General features: G+C 64.2%; 20 protein-coding genes and 1 tRNA gene. 9 read left to right on the top strand and 12 right to left on the bottom strand.

Going from position 1 to position 16,403, the window contains the following annotated elements; genetic code table 11:
- Window positions 1-69: 69 nt before the first annotated feature.
- Window positions 70-444, bottom strand: coding sequence for a GFA family protein (locus tag IE126_RS02970; RefSeq protein ID WP_189380121.1), 375 nt, complete (start codon window positions 442-444; stop codon window positions 70-72).
- Between the two features lie 146 nt (window positions 445-590).
- Between IE126_RS02970 and IE126_RS02965 the strand changes: the two genes are divergently transcribed.
- Window positions 591-1,133 (top strand): hypothetical protein, encoded by a 543-nt coding sequence (locus IE126_RS02965; RefSeq protein ID WP_189380120.1) that lies wholly within the window; start codon window positions 591-593, stop codon window positions 1,131-1,133.
- 147 nt (window positions 1,134-1,280) lie between these two features.
- Here the strand turns inward: IE126_RS02965 and IE126_RS02960 are convergent, their stop codons facing one another.
- Window positions 1,281-2,297: a TraB/GumN family protein gene (locus IE126_RS02960; RefSeq protein WP_189380119.1), complete on the bottom strand. Its 1,017-nt coding sequence runs from the start codon at window positions 2,295-2,297 to the stop codon at window positions 1,281-1,283.
- A gap of 181 nt (window positions 2,298-2,478) precedes the next feature.
- Here IE126_RS02960 and IE126_RS02955 point away from each other — a divergent pair, with 181 nt between their 5' ends.
- The 3 genes from IE126_RS02955 (at window position 2,479) to IE126_RS02945 (ending at window position 5,472) form a co-directional block, all read left to right on the top strand.
- A complete protein-coding gene (locus IE126_RS02955; protein WP_054301737.1) occupies window positions 2,479-2,766 on the top strand; it encodes a co-chaperone GroES in 288 nt (95 codons plus the stop codon).
- A 72-nt stretch (window positions 2,767-2,838) separates the two neighbouring features.
- Window positions 2,839-4,476, top strand: a complete 1,638-nt coding sequence (groL, locus tag IE126_RS02950) for a chaperonin GroEL (RefSeq protein WP_189380118.1) — start codon at window positions 2,839-2,841, stop codon at window positions 4,474-4,476.
- 171 nt (window positions 4,477-4,647) lie between these two features.
- Window positions 4,648-5,472: a DMT family transporter gene (locus tag IE126_RS02945; RefSeq protein ID WP_189380117.1), complete on the top strand. Its 825-nt coding sequence runs from the start codon at window positions 4,648-4,650 to the stop codon at window positions 5,470-5,472.
- 130 nt (window positions 5,473-5,602) lie between these two features.
- On the opposite strand, the gene IE126_RS02940 is transcribed toward IE126_RS02945, so the two are convergent.
- The 3 genes from IE126_RS02940 to IE126_RS02930 form a co-directional block, all read right to left on the bottom strand.
- On the bottom strand, window positions 5,603-6,670 hold the full coding sequence (locus IE126_RS02940; RefSeq protein WP_189380116.1) for a 5-(carboxyamino)imidazole ribonucleotide synthase: 1,068 nt from the start codon (window positions 6,668-6,670) through the stop codon (window positions 5,603-5,605).
- A 46-nt stretch (window positions 6,671-6,716) separates the two neighbouring features.
- Complete coding sequence (purE, locus tag IE126_RS02935) at window positions 6,717-7,202, bottom strand: 5-(carboxyamino)imidazole ribonucleotide mutase (RefSeq protein WP_054301741.1); 486 nt, start codon at window positions 7,200-7,202, stop codon at window positions 6,717-6,719.
- A gap of 68 nt (window positions 7,203-7,270) precedes the next feature.
- Window positions 7,271-7,489 (bottom strand): YdcH family protein, encoded by a 219-nt coding sequence (locus IE126_RS02930; protein WP_054301742.1) that lies wholly within the window; start codon window positions 7,487-7,489, stop codon window positions 7,271-7,273.
- Between the two features lie 204 nt (window positions 7,490-7,693).
- Between IE126_RS02930 and IE126_RS02925 the strand changes: the two genes are divergently transcribed.
- The gene (locus IE126_RS02925) at window positions 7,694-8,149 is read left to right on the top strand and encodes an Hsp20 family protein (RefSeq protein WP_054301743.1); all 456 of its coding nucleotides are present in this window, start codon (window positions 7,694-7,696) and stop codon (window positions 8,147-8,149) included.
- Window positions 8,150-8,161: 12 nt separating this feature from the next.
- The gene (locus IE126_RS02920; protein ID WP_108128250.1) at window positions 8,162-8,389 is read left to right on the top strand and encodes a DUF1150 family protein; all 228 of its coding nucleotides are present in this window, start codon (window positions 8,162-8,164) and stop codon (window positions 8,387-8,389) included.
- Between the two features lie 118 nt (window positions 8,390-8,507).
- On the opposite strand, the gene trxB is transcribed toward IE126_RS02920, so the two are convergent.
- Window positions 8,508-9,446, bottom strand: a complete 939-nt coding sequence (trxB, locus tag IE126_RS02915) for a thioredoxin-disulfide reductase (protein WP_108128251.1) — start codon at window positions 9,444-9,446, stop codon at window positions 8,508-8,510.
- Window positions 9,447-9,639: 193 nt separating this feature from the next.
- On the opposite strand from trxB, the gene IE126_RS02910 reads away from it, so the two are divergent.
- On the top strand, window positions 9,640-10,140 hold the full coding sequence (locus IE126_RS02910; protein WP_054301746.1) for an Lrp/AsnC family transcriptional regulator: 501 nt from the start codon (window positions 9,640-9,642) through the stop codon (window positions 10,138-10,140).
- A 483-nt stretch (window positions 10,141-10,623) separates the two neighbouring features.
- On the opposite strand, the gene IE126_RS02905 is transcribed toward IE126_RS02910, so the two are convergent.
- From IE126_RS02905 to lgt, 4 genes are all read right to left on the bottom strand, one after another.
- Entirely contained in the window at window positions 10,624-10,770 is a 147-nt protein-coding gene (locus IE126_RS02905; RefSeq protein WP_161805989.1) for a hypothetical protein, read from the bottom strand.
- Window positions 10,771-10,995: 225 nt separating this feature from the next.
- A complete protein-coding gene (gene pgeF, locus IE126_RS02900) occupies window positions 10,996-11,751 on the bottom strand; it encodes a peptidoglycan editing factor PgeF (protein ID WP_189380115.1) in 756 nt (251 codons plus the stop codon).
- Window positions 11,748-12,827, bottom strand: coding sequence for a class I SAM-dependent methyltransferase (locus IE126_RS02895; protein WP_189380114.1), 1,080 nt, complete (start codon window positions 12,825-12,827; stop codon window positions 11,748-11,750). The genes pgeF and IE126_RS02895 overlap by 4 nt, the downstream gene beginning before the upstream one ends.
- The gene (gene lgt, locus IE126_RS02890) at window positions 12,814-13,707 is read right to left on the bottom strand and encodes a prolipoprotein diacylglyceryl transferase (RefSeq protein WP_189380113.1); all 894 of its coding nucleotides are present in this window, start codon (window positions 13,705-13,707) and stop codon (window positions 12,814-12,816) included. The genes IE126_RS02895 and lgt overlap by 14 nt, the downstream gene beginning before the upstream one ends.
- 138 nt (window positions 13,708-13,845) lie before the next feature.
- On the opposite strand from lgt, the gene IE126_RS02885 reads away from it, so the two are divergent.
- Complete coding sequence (locus IE126_RS02885; RefSeq protein WP_054301750.1) at window positions 13,846-14,091, top strand: accessory factor UbiK family protein; 246 nt, start codon at window positions 13,846-13,848, stop codon at window positions 14,089-14,091.
- A 58-nt stretch (window positions 14,092-14,149) separates the two neighbouring features.
- Window positions 14,150-14,223: transfer RNA gene (locus tag IE126_RS02880), tRNA-Gly, on the top strand.
- An 85-nt stretch (window positions 14,224-14,308) separates the two neighbouring features.
- On the opposite strand, the gene IE126_RS02875 is transcribed toward IE126_RS02880, so the two are convergent.
- On the bottom strand, window positions 14,309-15,097 hold the full coding sequence (locus IE126_RS02875) for an enoyl-ACP reductase FabI (protein WP_054301751.1): 789 nt from the start codon (window positions 15,095-15,097) through the stop codon (window positions 14,309-14,311).
- Window positions 15,098-15,123: 26 nt separating this feature from the next.
- Window positions 15,124-16,353: a beta-ketoacyl-ACP synthase I gene (gene fabB / locus IE126_RS02870; RefSeq protein ID WP_054301752.1), complete on the bottom strand. Its 1,230-nt coding sequence runs from the start codon at window positions 16,351-16,353 to the stop codon at window positions 15,124-15,126.
- Window positions 16,354-16,403 lie beyond the last annotated feature (50 nt).

Below are 16,403 nucleotides of genomic sequence, written 5' to 3'. Positions count from 1 at the left end.
CCTTATAGGGAAGGAAAGCGCGCTTGTCACGGGAGGCCGGGGGCGGGGTGACAGCTTGCCGCCGATGGGTCACTCGTCGCGGTCCTGCGGATAAAGCCGCGTGCCGGGGAAGGGCGGCAGCCAGCTTTCGCGGCGGATGGTCCAAAGCTCGTAGCCGGGCACGAACTGGTCGGAGGCATCCAGCGTGCCCAGATGCACCTCCACCTCGGTGCCGGTGCGCGAAAACACCGGCGAACCGCAGGTCGGGCAGAAAAACCGCCCGGCATAGCCCTGCGCCCTGCCGGTCACGGTGACCGCCGTTTCGGGAAAGATCGCCGAGGCATGAAACAGCGCCCCGTGATGCTTGCGGCAGTCAAGGCAATGACAAACCCCCACCCGCAACGGCCGCCCCCGCGCCTCGATCCGCAAGGCCCCGCAAAGGCATCCGCCGGTGATGGAGGGCATGAGGTTGGCTCCGTTTGGTTGGAAGGGGGCAGGTTTGTGTTGGCTGTCAGCCTGCAGTGTCGCAGCATACTACATTGGGCGATAGGCCGAAAGATTGACGATGCATAATGGACAAAAACGTAGTCCGGCATTAAAAGGGGAAGGGCGTGCCACGAGTTTTGATTATGTTGAAAAATAAGTTGCGGATTGCAATACTGTATGCGGTATCCTTCTCGGTAAATCCTCTGTTCGCTGATGAGGTCAAGCTTTCAAAATATGCAATCGAGGCTTTGAGGCAGGCAGGAGAGATACCTGATGTATTCTCACCGAAAGATTTGCCCGGTCTTATTGCGGCCTTTGCGGAGCGCAACAATATTCCTGTTCGCAGGGAAGCAATACACAGAGTTTTGGTGGGCAGGGCCGCGCACAGATCTCTTCCTGCGTCCCCGAGGGTCATTGATGATGCGTTGCAGGAAATTGGCAAGTATGATCCTCAAGCGCGAGGATATAATTTCGATAGCTGGTGGGTCTACAAAAGCTTTGAGGGTCGAATGGCTGTTTGTGGCAGCTACGAAGATGTGAGAGGCGTGCAATTTATTCGATTGCGGGTTCATTTTTTTAGTGAATCTGAGTGGAAATTTGAAAGAGGTCTCGAAACGGGAGATCGGGCCGCGGGTATGTGTCTTTTCGCGGTTAGTGATTTGAAGTAAGGGAAATGCGCTAATATGGTGATTTAGCAAATCTGACTGTCTGATAAAGTTTCAGACTTTAATATCACTAACTTTAATGCTGAAACCTCATAGCATTCTAACCACGACTGACGTCAACATAGCTATCTCAACGTTCGTGTGAGGGTATTAACCCTCCGACGGCAGCGCGATCCGCTCCACCGTCCAGCCCTGTTCGGTCAGCAGGTTCAAAACGCCGGTCTTGCCTGCCAGATGCAGGGCGCCGAAGGCCGCGAAGGTGGGGCCGGTCGCGGTGGCGTCCTCGATCACAGGGATCCACGCCTTGTTGCGGCGGGTCATCAGGATGTCTTCCATCCGGGCAAACTCCGCCTCGGCCTTTTCCGGCGTGTAGCCGGGGGCATCGTGGCTCGACAGCCGCATGTATTCCCAGATGCGGCGGGTGTCGCCGGCGAAATAGCCGTCGGCCATGGTGGTGGCGAAATCGGCGATCTGCGGCTCCATCTGAAGTGTGGCGCGCAGCATGTCGATCTGTTCCTCCATCGACAATTCGTCGAAGATGGCGAACAGCGTGGTGTAGGGTTCCAGCGCCCGCACCGGCACCCCGGTTTCCGCCGCCTGTTCCATCACCAGATGATCCAGCCCGCGGCCCGCCTGCGCCTCGGCCATGTCGCAGGGCGCGATGCCCAGCATGGTCGCCAGATACCAGGGGCGCATCTTGGCCGCCATGACGGCGGGAATCTTGCGCGCCTCCAGCGCTGCGGCAACACCGGCCCATTCCTCGGGGCCAAAGCGTTCCAGCAGGCTTGGCCCCTCGGTCAGGAACAGCAACCCCGGATTGCTGGCAATCTCGTGCTTCAGCGCACGCTCCTCCTCTGGCCCTGCCTCGACCAGCAGGGTATCGACCCCGGCCAGTAGTGGCGTCACCTCGGCCAGGGTGGCGGCGTGCCGGGCATCGGGCATGTGATAGGTGCCCAGCAGATAGATCTGACGGTCGCCTTTGGTGGCCTGCCACAGATTGCCCTGCGCATAGGGCTGCGCCGCTGTCGCATCGGCCAGTTCCGCCGATTCGGCGGCGGGCAGGTCGGCCAGCAGGTTCTGCCCGGCACAGCGGGCGACCGCGTCCTGGGGCAGGGCGAAAAGGGCCAGCGCAAGCGCGGCGGAGCGGAACAGGGAAAGCTTCAACATATGCGCAGCCTTGCACAGGGGGCCGGTCTCGGGAAGGCAGCGCGGGGTAAAATTTTTCGTCGAAAATTTCGGATGCAGGCGTTGACAGCCCGGCGGACCATGCCTAACTCTCGCGGCGTTGGCACTCGCTGACGGTGAGTGCTAACCGGATTTCTAACTGGAACCTAGGGAGTGTATCCAGATGGCTTTCAAACCGCTTCATGACCGTGTTCTGGTCAAGCGCGTCCAGAGCGACGAAAAGACCAAGGGCGGTCTGATCATCCCCGACAGCGCCAAGGAAAAGCCCGCAGAGGGTGAAGTCGTCTCCTGCGGCGAAGGCGCCCGCAAGGATTCGGGCGAGCTGATCCCCATGACGGTGAAGGCGGGCGACCGCATCCTGTTCGGCAAATGGTCGGGCACCGAAGTGACGCTGGAAGGCGAAGAGCTTCTGATCATGAAGGAAAGCGACATCCTCGGCGTCATCGCCTGAGGTCGGTCTTCCTGATCCGGGGGCCGGTGACGGACCCCATTTTCTGAAATTCAAGACAACTGGAGCAAGCACATGGCTGCCAAGGACGTCAAGTTCGATACCGATGCCCGCGACCGCATGCTGCGCGGCGTGAACATCCTCGCCGATGCCGTGAAAGTGACCCTCGGCCCGAAAGGCCGCAACGTGGTCATCGAAAAGTCGTTCGGTGCCCCGCGCATCACCAAGGACGGCGTTTCCGTCGCCAAGGAAATCGAACTTCAGGACAAGTTCGAGAACATGGGCGCGCAGATGGTGAAAGAAGTCGCCTCGCGCACCAATGACGAGGCCGGCGACGGCACCACCACCGCGACCGTGCTGGCGCAGGCCATCATCAAGGAAGGCCTGAAGGCTGTCGCCGCGGGCATGAACCCGATGGACCTGAAGCGTGGCATCGACATGGCCACCACCAAGGTCGTCGAGACCATCAAGGGCGCCGCGCGTCCGGTGAAGGACTCGGACGAAGTCGCTCAGGTCGGCACCATTTCGGCCAACGGCGAAGCCCAGATCGGCCGCTTCATCGCTGACGCGATGCAGAAGGTCGGCAACGAGGGTGTGATCACCGTCGAAGAAAACAAGGGCATGGATACCGAAGTCGAAGTCGTCGAAGGCATGCAGTTCGACCGCGGCTACCTGTCCCCCTACTTCGTCACCAATCCCGACAAGATGGTCGCGGAACTGGAAGACGCACTGATCCTGCTGCACGAGAAGAAACTCTCGTCGCTGCAACCGATGGTCCCGCTGCTGGAAGCGGTGATCCAGTCGCAAAAGCCGCTGATCATCGTGGCTGAAGACGTGGAAGGCGAGGCTCTGGCCACGCTCGTCGTGAACAAGCTGCGTGGCGGTCTGAAAATCGCTGCCGTGAAGGCGCCGGGCTTCGGCGACCGTCGCAAGGCCATGCTGCAAGACATCGCCATCCTGACCGGCGGTCAGGTGATCTCCGACGATCTGGGCATGAAGCTCGAAAATGTCACCATCGACATGCTCGGCCGCGCCAAGAAAGTCTCGATCAGCAAGGACAACACCACCATCGTTGATGGCGCCGGTGACAAGTCCGAGATCGAAGCCCGCGTGGCCCAGATCCGCACCCAGATCGAGGAAACCACCTCGGACTACGACCGTGAGAAGCTGCAAGAGCGCGTGGCCAAACTGGCTGGCGGCGTTGCGGTGATCCGCGTCGGCGGTGCGACCGAAGTCGAAGTGAAAGAGCGCAAGGACCGCGTGGATGACGCGCTGAACGCGACTCGTGCCGCCGTTCAGGAAGGCATCGTTGTCGGCGGTGGCGTGGCGCTGGTTCAGGCTGGCAAATCGCTGGACGGTCTCACCGGCCAGAACAGCGACCAGAACGCCGGTATCGCCATCGTGAAGCGCGCTCTGGAAGCGCCGCTGCGTCAGATCGCCGAAAACGCCGGTGTCGACGGCGCCGTGGTGGCTGGCAAGGTCCGCGAAGCGAGCGACAAGAACTTCGGCTTCAACGCTCAGACCGAAGAATATGGTGACATGTTCACCTTTGGCGTGATCGACCCGGCCAAAGTGACCCGCACCGCGCTGGAAGATGCGGCTTCGGTCGCCTCGCTGCTGATCACCACCGAAGCCATGATCGCTGACAAGCCCGCCGACAAGTCGGCACCGGCAATGCCGGGCGGCATGGGCGGCATGGACGGCATGATGTAATCTGCCGGACCATCGGTTCGGGGAAGGGCGCCCTTCGGGGCGCCCTTTTCTATTCCGGCACCGAAACGCTGCCTTTCCCGCCTGCGCCGCACCCTTCGCTGCGGGAGGAAAGACCGCTGCCGCGCCGAACATCCCTTGCAGGCGGCGCCGCCGCGCGCGTAGCGTGGCGCCATGCGGCTCTTCTGGTTGACCCTGCTCACACTCTGCGCCTTCGCGGCGAACTCACTCCTGAACCGGGCAGCACTGGCCGGTGGCGGCGCCGATCCCCTGGCCTTCGCCGCGATCCGGGTTGCGGCAGGGGCCGCGACGCTTCTGGCGCTGGTGCAGGTGCGGGGCAAGCGGCTGCCCGCATTGCGCCCGGTGCCGGTGCTGGCGCTGGCCGCTTATATGCTGGGCTTCTCGCTGTCCTATCTGGAACTTGCGGCGGGAACCGGCGCACTGATCCTGTTCGGCGGCGTGCAGATCACCATGTTCGCAGGTGCGCTCCTGTCAGGAGAGAAGGTGCCGCCCAGGCGCAGCCTCGGTGCCGCGCTGGCCTTTGCCGGGCTGGTCTGGCTGATGTTGCCCTCGGCTGGCGCGGTGCCGTCCTTCCGCGCCGCAGCCCTGATGCTCGCCGCCGCGCTGGGGTGGGGGATTTATTCGCTGGCCGGGCGTCGCGTGGCTGATCCGCTGGCCTCAACCGCCGCGAATTTCCTCTGGTGCCTGCCATTGGCCGCGTTGCCGTTGATCTGGCCCGGCGCCACGCTGCCGAATGCGCAGGGCTGGCTGCTGGCACTTGTTTCAGGCGCGGTCACCTCCGGCCTCGGCTATGCCCTCTGGTACGCACTGGTGCTCCAACTTGGCGCAGGACGCGCGGCGGTGGCGCAGATGGCGGTTCCCGTGATCGCCCTGCTCGGAGGCGTCGCACTTCTGGCCGAGGTTCCGGGCCTCCCTGCACTGGCGGCCTCGGCCATCGTAATGGCGGGCGTCGCTCTCGCCACCCTGCCACGCCGCTGAGGCTTTTGCTTCTTGGCCAAATACTCAAGCCGCCGGTGCCGCCATTCCGGTGCCGGGCGCAGGCACGCGTTCACCGCAGGCCATGGCAATGCCGGGCGAGGGGGCTCGATGCCCCTGAGACCGGCGCTGCTTAGCCCTTGATCCGGTTCACATGGCCCATCTTGCGGCCCGGCCGTGCCTCGGCCTTGCCATAGAGATGCAGCGCCGCGTTGCGTTCCCCCGCGATCTGCGGCACCCGCAGCACGTCATCGCCGATCAGGTTCTCCATCACCACATCGGCGTAGCGGTTGCCATCGCCCAGCGGCCAGCCAGCCACTGCGCGGATATGCTGCTCGAACTGGTCGACCGCGCAGCCATTCTGCGTCCAGTGGCCCGAGTTATGGACCCGCGGTGCGATCTCGTTCACCAGCAGGCCCTGCGGTGTCACGAACAGCTCCACCCCCATCACGCCGACATAGTCCAGTGCGTTGAGGATACGGGCCGCGATCAGCACCGCGTCGGCGCGCTGCGCGGCACTCAGCCGGGCGGGCACGGTCGTGGTGTGCAGGATGCCGTCGCGATGGACATTCTCGCCCGGATCATAGCAGGCCACCGCCCCGTCGATGCCGCGCGCGGCAATCACCGAAACCTCGTGGCTGAAGTTGACGAACCCCTCCAGCACCGCCGCAGCGCCGCCCATGGCGGCAAAGGCCGCCTCGGCATCCTCCGCCGTGCGGAGCCGCGCCTGGCCCTTGCCGTCATAGCCCAGCCGCGTGGTCTTGAGGATTGCCGGTGCGCCGATCCGCCCCAGCGCGGCGTGCAGATCATCCAGGCTGTCCACCGCCCCATAGGGCGCGACGCTGAGGCCGAGGCCGGTCAGAAAATCCTTTTCCGCAATCCGGTCCTGGCTGACGGCCAGCGCCCGGCGGTTCGGGCGGATCGGTTTCGCCGCCTCCAGCAGATCCAGCGCGGCGGTGGGGATGTTCTCGAATTCATAGGTGATGACATCGACGGAGGCCGCAAAGGCCGCCAGCGCCGCTGCGTCGTCATAGCCCGCCGTCGTCACCCGGTCCGCCACATGGGCGGCGGGCGGATTGGCGGCGGGTTCGAACACATGGCTGCGGAACCCCAGCCGCGCTGCCGCGACGGAAAGCATCCGGCCAAGCTGGCCACCGCCCAGAATGCCGATGGTGGCGCCTTGCGGAAGGGGAGAGGTCATGCGGTCACCTGCCCCTGACAACCCGAGGCGCGGCCCCCGGACGGGGTTATTCGTCGGCGGGTTCGTCGGGAATGGAGGCCGAAAGCGCGTCGCGCCATGCGTCCAGTCGCGCGGCCAGTGCCGGGTCGTTCAGCGCGAGGATGCCCGCTGCCATCAGCCCGGCATTGGCCGCCCCGGCCGCGCCGATCGCCATGGTCGCCACCGGAAAGCCCCTGGGCATCTGGACGATGGAATAAAGGCTGTCCACGCCCGACAGCGCGCGGGTCTGCACGGGCACGCCGATCACCGGCACGCGGGTTTTCGACGCCATCATGCCCGGCAGATGCGCCGCGCCACCGGCGCCCGCGATGATGACCTTCAGCCCGCGCTCTGCGGCGGTCTTGCCATAGCTCCAAAGCCGGTCGGGGGTGCGATGGGCCGAGACGATCTTTGCCTCATAAGGGATGCCCAGCTCGTCCAGAATCGCCGCTGCCTCGCGCATCGTCGGCCAGTCGGACTGGCTGCCCATTATGATTCCGACTTCGGTCGCCATCAGCTTCCCCCTTGGTTTGCAGGGGCTTTAGCGTGCGGCGTGCCAAGGGGCAAGCACCGAAGCCGGGCTCAGGCGATGATGTCGGGGATCAGCTGATCCTCGATCTTCACGATCTGATCCTTCAGCGCCAGTTTCTGCTTCTTCAGCCGCCGCAGGGTCAGCTGATCGGGGCGGCCCGTCGCCTCCAGCGCGGCAATCGCCTCATCGAGATCGCGGTGCTCACGCCGCAGCACCTCAAGCTTGATGCGCAGCATCTCGTCGAGGTTGAGTTCCATCGAGGCGTTCATGGCAATCCTGGCGTCGCTCTGGTTTGAGTCGTGGGCTTCGGGTTTGAGAAGTATAGTCTTTTTCCTGCTCGAGGGGAAGAAAACTGCGCGGACCGATCCGGGCGCGCGGGCTTGCGCCGGAGGCGGTGGCGCCCCATATTCAGGTCTGGGCCGGATGCCTGACAGGGGCCGGCGCGATATGTCGCTTCATTCAAGGGCAAGTCGATGACCAAGATCAGTTTCGGATCGCATCCCTATCTTCTGGGCTTCGAACAGCTTGAACGGCTGGTCGAACGCACCGCCAAGGGGTCGGGCGAGGGCTATCCGCCGTTCAATATCGAGGCGGTGTCGGAAAACGCCTATCGCATCACGCTGGCCGTTGCCGGTTTCCGCGAGGATGAGCTCGCCATTACCGTCGAGGACCGCCAGCTCGTCATTCGCGGACGCCAGGCCGAGGATGAGGGGGACCGCGTGTTCCTGCACCGGGGCATCGCCAGCCGGGCCTTCCAGCGCAGCTTCGTGCTGGCAGATGGGGTTGAAGTTTCGGGCGCCCATATGGAACACGGCCTGCTGCATGTCGATCTGCGCCGTGTCGTGCCCGAGGCGGTCGTGCAAACCATCCCGATCCGCACCTCCCGCAGCGCCGCCGAGGCGCCGGTGAAGCGGATCGAGGCGAAGTGAAGGAGACGGGTCATGGATGTGAAAGTTGATCTTTTCCCGGAAACCGCAGATCGCATCGTCTATGTGCGTCCGGTTGCCGTGGCGGAACTGCCAGAGGAAATCCGCAATCAGGCAGGAGGGATTGAGACCCTCTATGCGGTCCATCGCCCGGATGGCGAAAGACTGGCCCTTGTGCGTGACCGGGCACTGGCTTTTGCCCTGGCGCGGCAGAACGATCTGGCCCCCGTCAGCGCGCATTGACCGCTGTGCGCAAGACCTGGCGCCGGTGCCGGATGGGGCGCGGCGGAGTTGAGTATTTTTGCAAGAAGCAAAACAGGAAGACGGGAAGGGGCGGCGACCGGGCCGCCCCTGTGTCGTTTCAGTGTCCCGCAAGCCAGCGTTCGGCGTCCAGCGCGGCCATGCAGCCCATGCCTGCGCTGGTGACGGCCTGGCGATAAACGTGATCGGTCAGGTCGCCCGCCGCGAAGACACCGGGGATCGAGGTGCGGGTCGAGCCGGGTTCGACCTTCACATAGCCGCCGTTGTGCAGCTCCAGCTGATCCTTGACGAGTTCCGAAGCCGGGGCGTGCCCGATGGCGACGAAGAAGCCTGCGCAGGGCACATCGGTGGTTTCACCCGTCTGCACATTGCGCGCACGGACGGCAGTGACGCCCAGCGGCGCTTCGGTGCCCAGAACCTCGGTCACCTCGTGATGCCACAGGAGTTCGACCTTGGGGTTCTTGAACAGGCGGTCTTGCAGGATCTTTTCGGCCCGCAGGGAGTCGCGCCGGTGGATCAGCGTTACCTTGCTGGCGAAATTGGTCAGGAACAGCGCCTCTTCCACAGCGGTGTTGCCGCCACCGATCACCACGACCTCTTTCCCGCGATAGAAGAAGCCGTCGCAGGTGGCACAGGCCGAGACGCCGAAGCCCTTGAATTTCTCCTCGCTGGGCAGGCCCAGCCATTTGGCCTGCGCGCCGGTCGCCAGGACCACCGCATCGGCGGTGAAGGTGGTGCCGCTGTCGGCATGGGCCACGAAGGGGCGTTTGGACAGGTCAAGCGTCGCGATATAGTCGCTGACGATGTCGGCCCCCATGGCGCGGGCGTGGGATTCCATGCGGACCATCAGATCGGGGCCCTGGACCTCGGTATCGCCGGGCCAGTTCTCGACCTCGGTGGTGATGGTGAGTTGTCCGCCTGGCTGAAGGCCCTGGACCAGAACCGGCTCCAGCATGGCGCGCGCGGCATAAACGGCGGCGGTATATCCTGCCGGGCCGGAACCGATGATGAGGAGGCGGGTATGCCGGGAGTCGCTCATGGAAACCTCGTTGAAAGCGTTCCCCCCATATAAGTGCGCCATGCCGGGGTGGCAAACCCGCAGGGCCAGAGGCGTGGATCGAATTTCAGTGATGTGGCGAAATAATATTGCGTCTGAGGCTGCAAAATCCTAATGTCCGCGCAAAACGTCGGACCACATGCCACGATGGCCCGCGCAGCAAGGATATCTGTACATGGCCGGCTCCAAACTGGACCCAATCGACCGTCACATTCTGGCCGAACTTCAGGCCGACGGGCGGATGACCAATGTCGAGTTGGCCAAGCGCGTGGGCATATCGGCGCCGCCCTGTCTGCGCCGGGTGCGGACGCTGGAGGAATCGGGCTACATCAAGGGCTATCATGCCGATGTGGATGCGCGCGAACTGGGGTTCGAGGTGCAGGTTTTTGCCATGGTGCGGCTGCAAAGCCAGGCCGAGGCGGATCTGAGCGCCTTCGAGGCGCGCTGTCGTGCCTGGCCGCTCGTGCGTGAATGCCACATGCTGAACGGCGAGATCGACTTCATCCTGAAATGCGTCGCACCGGATCTGTCGACGTTTCAGAGTTTCCTGACGGCCGAACTGACCGCCGCTGACAATGTGGCCAGCGTGAAGACCAGCCTTGTCATCCGCTGTGCGAAGGACGAGCCGGGCCTGCCATTCGACGTTCTGGAAGCACGTCTGAGCAAGAGCGCCTGAAGCCGGGGCATATGTTGTTCCGGGGGGAGGCCTTGGTCGCCCCAACCGGAGCATCCGACCGCACTTTGAGGATTGGCCGGATGTTCCAGCCGACAGGTGGCAGCTGAAACACTCAGGCGGCCCCTGATGCTGCGCAGAGGTTCGCAGCGGGGCCGCCCGTACTGAGCTACACAACCTGTTGCGGATGGCTGGGAGCCAAATTGGGGCAAGGACTTACCCGCCACCATCCGTTCTCGAGGACTAAGGCAAAGGTGGCTGAAATCTGGCGTCTTGTCAAAGTTCCAGCGCTTTTGTGGCGGTGCTGGCAAAGGTTGTGAAGAGGCACACGGGATTGTTTCGCAATCTCGCCGAAAACGGGGAGGCATCGGGCAGATCTTTCCCCTTGAAGCGGATATCCCGCCCGAATCACCCAAAACGAAAGGCCGCACCCGACGGGGCGCGGCCTTTTCGATCTGAGAGGGGTTTACGGCCGGAACGCGTGGTTCAGCGCGCGGCCTGAGCCCGCGGGGCCGGGGTGGTCGCTTTCACCGCGGCGGGTTTGCGACGGGCGCCGCGCTGCCACGGCATCGCGGGTTGCGCGGTTTCCGAAGCGGCGATCACCGATTTCAGCCAGCGACGTTCTTTCTTCATGTGCAGCTCCTGCATCCTGCATGTGCCCGAACCTGTGGGCCTTTGATGCTGCGAAGATGCCGGAAATTTGCGGCGGGCTTGCGGGAGGATTGTGGCATTTTCTCTGATTGGCCGCGCCGGGCCAGCGGAGAGATTGTGGGGAATTTTGTTATTTTCCGTATCCCGGAAACAGCCAATACCGACTGTTTCACAAATTGCGGCAAATCGCAGGCCGTTCTGCCGCAATCACAACCGGATACAGGAGATCAGCCGCCCGTAATCTGCCTCGCCGCGGTGGGTCGTGCGGCGGTAGGAGTAGAATCGCTCGGCGTCGCTGTAGGTACAGTGTCGTGTCCATTCGGCCTCGCCCACGCCCGCCGCGCGCAGGCGCCACAGCGCATAGCCCGGCAGATCGAACAGGGCGCGGTCGCCCTTGCCATTGGCGAAGAAACGGGCGGTGTCGCGATCATCGTCGATGAAGCTTTCGACGAATTCGGGGCCAACCTCATAGGCCGCCTGGCTGATGGTCGGGCCGATTACGGCGCGGATGCGTGTGCGGCTCGCTCCCAGGGCCTCCATCGCGTCCAGCGTCGCCTCCAGCACGCCGTCTTTCGTGCCACGCCAGCCCGCATGGGCCGCCCCGATGACCTGCGCCTCCGGGTCGGCGAACAGCACCGGCTGGCAATCGGCGGTCAGCACGCCCAACACCAGCCCCGGCTGGCGGGTCACCATTGCATCGGCGCGTGGCAGCGGCCCCTCATGGGGGCCGGTGACCGTGATCACATCCGGCGAATGCACCTGATGGACACTGACCAGCGCCTCGGGTTCGGCGCCCATGGCCTGCGCCACGCGGCAGCGGTTGATCGCAACCGCCTCGGCCAGATCAGAGGAGCCGTTGCCGCAGTTCAGGCCTGCGAAGATACCGGAGGAAGCTCCGCCTTTGCGGGTGAAAAAGCCGTGCCGGATGGGGGCGAGGGTCGGGGAGGTGATGATCTCGATCATGGCATGTCTCGGGGCGATTGCGGCGGAAAGCCCGGCGGCGGCGCGGTGCCGGGGCGGTGCAGGGCCAGCGCCTTGAACAGCGTTCCCATTTCTTCGGGGTGGGTCAAGCGCCGAGTTGCGGCGATATGGGCCTGAAGCGCCGTGCCGTCCAGCCTTTGCGCCAGCGTGGCCGCGCGTGCCTCGATCCCGAGCGCCACAAGCAGCGCGCCTTGCGTGGTATAGGCGGCGGGGCAGGCTGTGGCCTGCGCCAGCGCCGCGAAATCGACATGGGCGGTCAGGTCTGCGGCACCCGGATCGGCCAGCGGATCGGTGAAAGCATGGTTGCGCAGCGCCTGAAACGTGTCGCCTCGCGAGTGCCAGTTGCCATAGTCAAGGATCAGCGCCACGCCGCCATGCCGCGTGATACGCTCTCCAAGCATTGACATCACCGGGATGGCGGCGGGGCAAATCTCCACCACCTCGCCGGGTGCTGTGTCGGCCAGACGGTGATCCAGCGCCGCAATCGGCAGGGCAGGGCCGCGCGCCAGCGCCAGCCGCCCGTCGCGCAGGGTGACCACGGTTTCCTCCCAGCCACCTGTTGCGCGGGTGAACTGGCGGATCGGCAGCGCATCGAAGAATTCGTTGGCCAGCAGGAACAGCGGCGTCTCCGGCAGATCGGCGGCGCTGTCCAGCCATGTGACCGGATGCGCGCCCAGCGTGACACGCTGGCGCGCGCGCAGAGCGGGTGAGGCCTCGACCAGTGTGACCTGTGCCGCCGCATGAAAGCCCGGCACCCGCGCGGTGGCGCGCAGCACATCGGCCATCAGCGTGCCTCTGCCAGGCCCAAGCTCGGCCAGCGTGAAGGGGCTGGGCGCGCCCAGGTCCAGCCAGCTTTGGGCGAGGCACAGGCCCAGCAATTCGCCGAACATCTGGCTGATCTCTGGCGCCGTGATGAAATCCCCCGCCTGCCCGAAGGGCTCGTGCGTGGTGTAATAGCCGTGCTCGGGGTGCAGCAGGCATTCGGCCATGTAATCGGCAAGCGTCATTGGCCCGGTCGCAGCGATGCGGGCGCGCAGGATCGGCTCAAGCGGGGTCATCGGCGGACCGGCGGGCTTTAACGATAAAGTAAGCTCCGGCGAGGATCATGGGCAGCGAAAGCAACTGACCGGCCGTCAGACCGTAACCCCCCAGATGGAGGTAAAGACCCAGAGGATTGTCAGCGGTGATGAATTGCGCATCGGGCTGGCGGACGAATTCCACCAGAAAACGTGCAAGACCGTAGCCGGCAATGAAGGTGCCTGCGATCAGGCCGGGGCGGCGGAACGCGCTGGCGGCGCGGAATGCCAGCCACAGCAGCAGCGCGCCGAGGATCAGACCCTCCATCCCTGCTTCGTAAAGCTGGCTGGGGTGGCGGACACAAGGCATATCCAGCGTGGCGCAGGATTGTGCGGCCTCACCGGGAAAGGCCACGCCCCAGGGCAGGGTGGTTGGGCGGCCCCAAAGCTCGGCGTTGACGAAATTCGCCAGCCGCCCAAGCAGCAAGCCCGGCGGGGTGGCCAGCGCCAGCAGATCAGCGGTGGGCAACATCGGGATGCCTTCGCGCCGGCAGAACAGTGCCGCAGCGACGATGACGCCCAGAAATCCGCCGTGGAAGGACATGCCGCCTTCCCAGACCCGCAGGATCTGCGCGGGATGCTGGAGGTAGAAACCCGGCTGATAGAACAGCACATAACCCAGCCGCCCGCCCAGCACGACGCCAAGGATGATCCAGGTCAGCAGGCGGTCCAGCTGCTCTGCGGTCATCGGCGGGGAGACGGGCCAGAAACGCGGCGTGGCCAGCGCCCGTGTCACAAGCCGCCAGCCGATCAGCAGACCGGCGATATAGGCCAGCGCGTACCAGCGCAGCGCGAAGGTGACCCCGAACAGATCGACCGAGAATACCTCGGGTGACAGGTCGGGGAATGGAATGTAGCTCATACCGGCCTCCGTGACCCCGGCGCAGGCGGGGCCTTTCGCTTGTGTTGCGGGGCTGCGGCATTGTCAACCGCGCCCGCCCCGGCCCTTGATGCGCCGGGCGACAGGCCGCATATAGGGCCGAAGAACAGGAGTAGCCCGATGCAGACGCGCAGCAAGTTTCTGGACGACATGTCGCAGCTGATGACCAACGCCATGGGCGTGGCTCAGGGTGCGAAGACCGAGGCGGAGACGGCGATGAAAAGCCTGATGGATCGCTGGATGGCCGACCGTGATTTCGTCAGCCGCGAGGAATTTGACGCCGTGCGTGCCATGGCCCAGAAAGCCCGCGAGGAAAACGAGGCGCTTTCTGCCCGGATCGCGGCGCTGGAAGCGAAGCTGAAGTAAGCTGCGGTTTTCGGGGTTGCGAAGCGCCCCGTGCCGGTGTTAATCGGTCAGCAGAGCGGCGGGTATGGTGTAGTGGTAGCGCCTCAGCCTTCCAAGCTGATGGGGCGGGTTCGATTCCCGCTACCCGCTCCAGTTTTCCTAAAATATGATGATTTTCCGCGCCTTAAGGGCCGCAGAAGTCTTACGCAGGGCCATGCCGGATGGCCCTGCTTTCGCGTCAGAGATTGTCGGCCTGCGGCATGCCGAGAACGTGGAAGCCGCCATCGACCCGCACCACTTCGCCCGTGGTGAAAGCGCCGTAATCCGAACACAGCCAGACCGCCGTGCCGCCCACCGCCTCCAGCGTCGCATTCGACCGCAGCGGCGCGTTCTGTTCGGTGTGCCGGTAGGTCGCGCGGGCGCCCCCGATGGCCGCACCCGCCAGCGTCTTCATCGGGCCGGGCGAAATGGCGTTGACGCGGATCTTCTGCGGGCCAAGGTCATTCGCCAGATAGCGCGTGGCGCTTTCCAGCGCGGCCTTGGCCACGCCCATCACGTTATAATTCGGCGTGACGCGGTTCGACCCCTGGAAGGTCAGGGTGATCAGGCTGCCGCCTTCCGGCATCATTTCGGCCGCGCGCCGGCTGACGTCGATGAAGGAAAAGCACGAAATATCAAGCGAATGCTTGAAATTGCCGCGGCTGGTATTGATGAACCGGCCCGTCAGCTCGTTCTTATCAGAGAAGGCGATGGCATGGACGAGGAAATCCATCGTGCCCCAGCGATCCTTCAGCGCGCCGAAACAGGCCTCCAGACTTTCGTCATCGGTCACATCGACATCCACAAGGAAATCGCTGCCGACCGAGGCAGCCAGCGGTTCGACCCGCTTGCCGAAGGCCTCACCCTGATATGAAAACGCCAGTTCTGCGCCTTCATCGGCCAGCGCCTTCGCGATGCCCCAGGCAATAGAGCGTTCGTTCGCGACACCCATAACGAGGCCGCGTTTGCCTTTCATCAGTTCCGCCATGCCGGCTCTCCCTGAAACGGGGGCATTCAGCCCCGATATTTGCTCATGACCAGCGTGGCATTGGTGCCGCCGAAGCCGAAGCTGTTGGACAGCACGGAATCCAGTTCCACCCCTTCGCGGTAGGTGGTGGCGATTTCCTCGGGCTTCAGTTCGGGGTCAAGCTGGGTGACATTGGCCGAGGCCGCGATGAAATTGCCGTCCAGCATCAGCAGCGAATAGATCGCCTCATGCACGCCCGTCGCGCCGAGGCTGTGCCCGGTCAGAGATTTGGTCGACGAGATCGGCGGCACATTGCCTTCGCCAAAGACGCGGCGGATCGCCTTCACCTCGGTCACGTCGCCCGCCGGGGTCGAGGTGCCGTGGGCGTTGATATAATCGACCTTGCGGCCTTCCGGCAGCGTGGCGACCGCGAGGCGCATCGAGCGTTCGCCACCTTCGCCCGAGGGCGCCACCATGTCGTGACCGTCGGAAGTGGCGCCATAGCCGGTAACTTCGGCATAAATCTTCGCGCCACGCGCAAGAGCGTGGTTCAGCTCTTCCAGCACCACGACGCCGCCGCCGCCCGCAATGACGAAACCGTCACGGGTGGCATCAAAGGCGCGGCTCGCGGTGGCGGGGCTGTCATTGTATTTCGACGACATGGCGCCCATGGCGTCGAACAGGCAGCTCAGCGTCCAGTCAAGTTCCTCGCCGCCACCGGCGAACACGATGTCCTGCTTGCCCATCTGGATCAGTTCGGTGCCATTGCCGATGCAATGCGCCGAGGTCGAGCAGGCCGAGGTGATCGAATAGTTCACACCCTTGATCTTGAACGGCGTGGCGAGGCAAGCCGAGTTGGTCGAGGACATGCAGCGCGTGACCATGAAGGGGCCCATGCGCTTGGGCGCGCCCTTCTCGATCACGATCTGATGCGCCTGGAAGAAGTTGGAGGTCGAGGGCCCGCCGGAGCCCACGATGATCCCGGTGCGCTCGTTCGACACGTCGCCCGCCTCCAGCCCGCTATCCGCGATGGCCTGCTGCATGGCGAGGAAGTTATAGGCTGCACCCGGCCCCATGAAGCGCAGGTCGCGCTTGTCGATATGGTCTTCCAGCACGATCTGCGGCATGCCATGAACCTGGCTGCGGAACCCGTGCTCGGCATATTCCGGCGCAAAGACGATGCCGGATTTCCCGGCGCGCAGGCTGGCTTCCACCTCGGCGGCATTGTTGCCGATCGGCGAGACGATTCCGATCCCGGTGATGACGACGCGACGCATGGGGCCTCCCTCAAAATCTCAAGCCTGTTTAGGGCAGCGGGCCGGAAGGG

Origin of the sequence: Gemmobacter nanjingensis (assembly GCF_014652195.1) — a bacterium.
In the GTDB taxonomy this organism is placed as follows: Bacteria; Pseudomonadota; Alphaproteobacteria; order Rhodobacterales; family Rhodobacteraceae; genus Gemmobacter; species Gemmobacter caeni.
The sequence above is the reverse complement of the archived record's forward strand: the minus strand, read 5'-3'. Positions and strand labels throughout refer to the sequence as shown.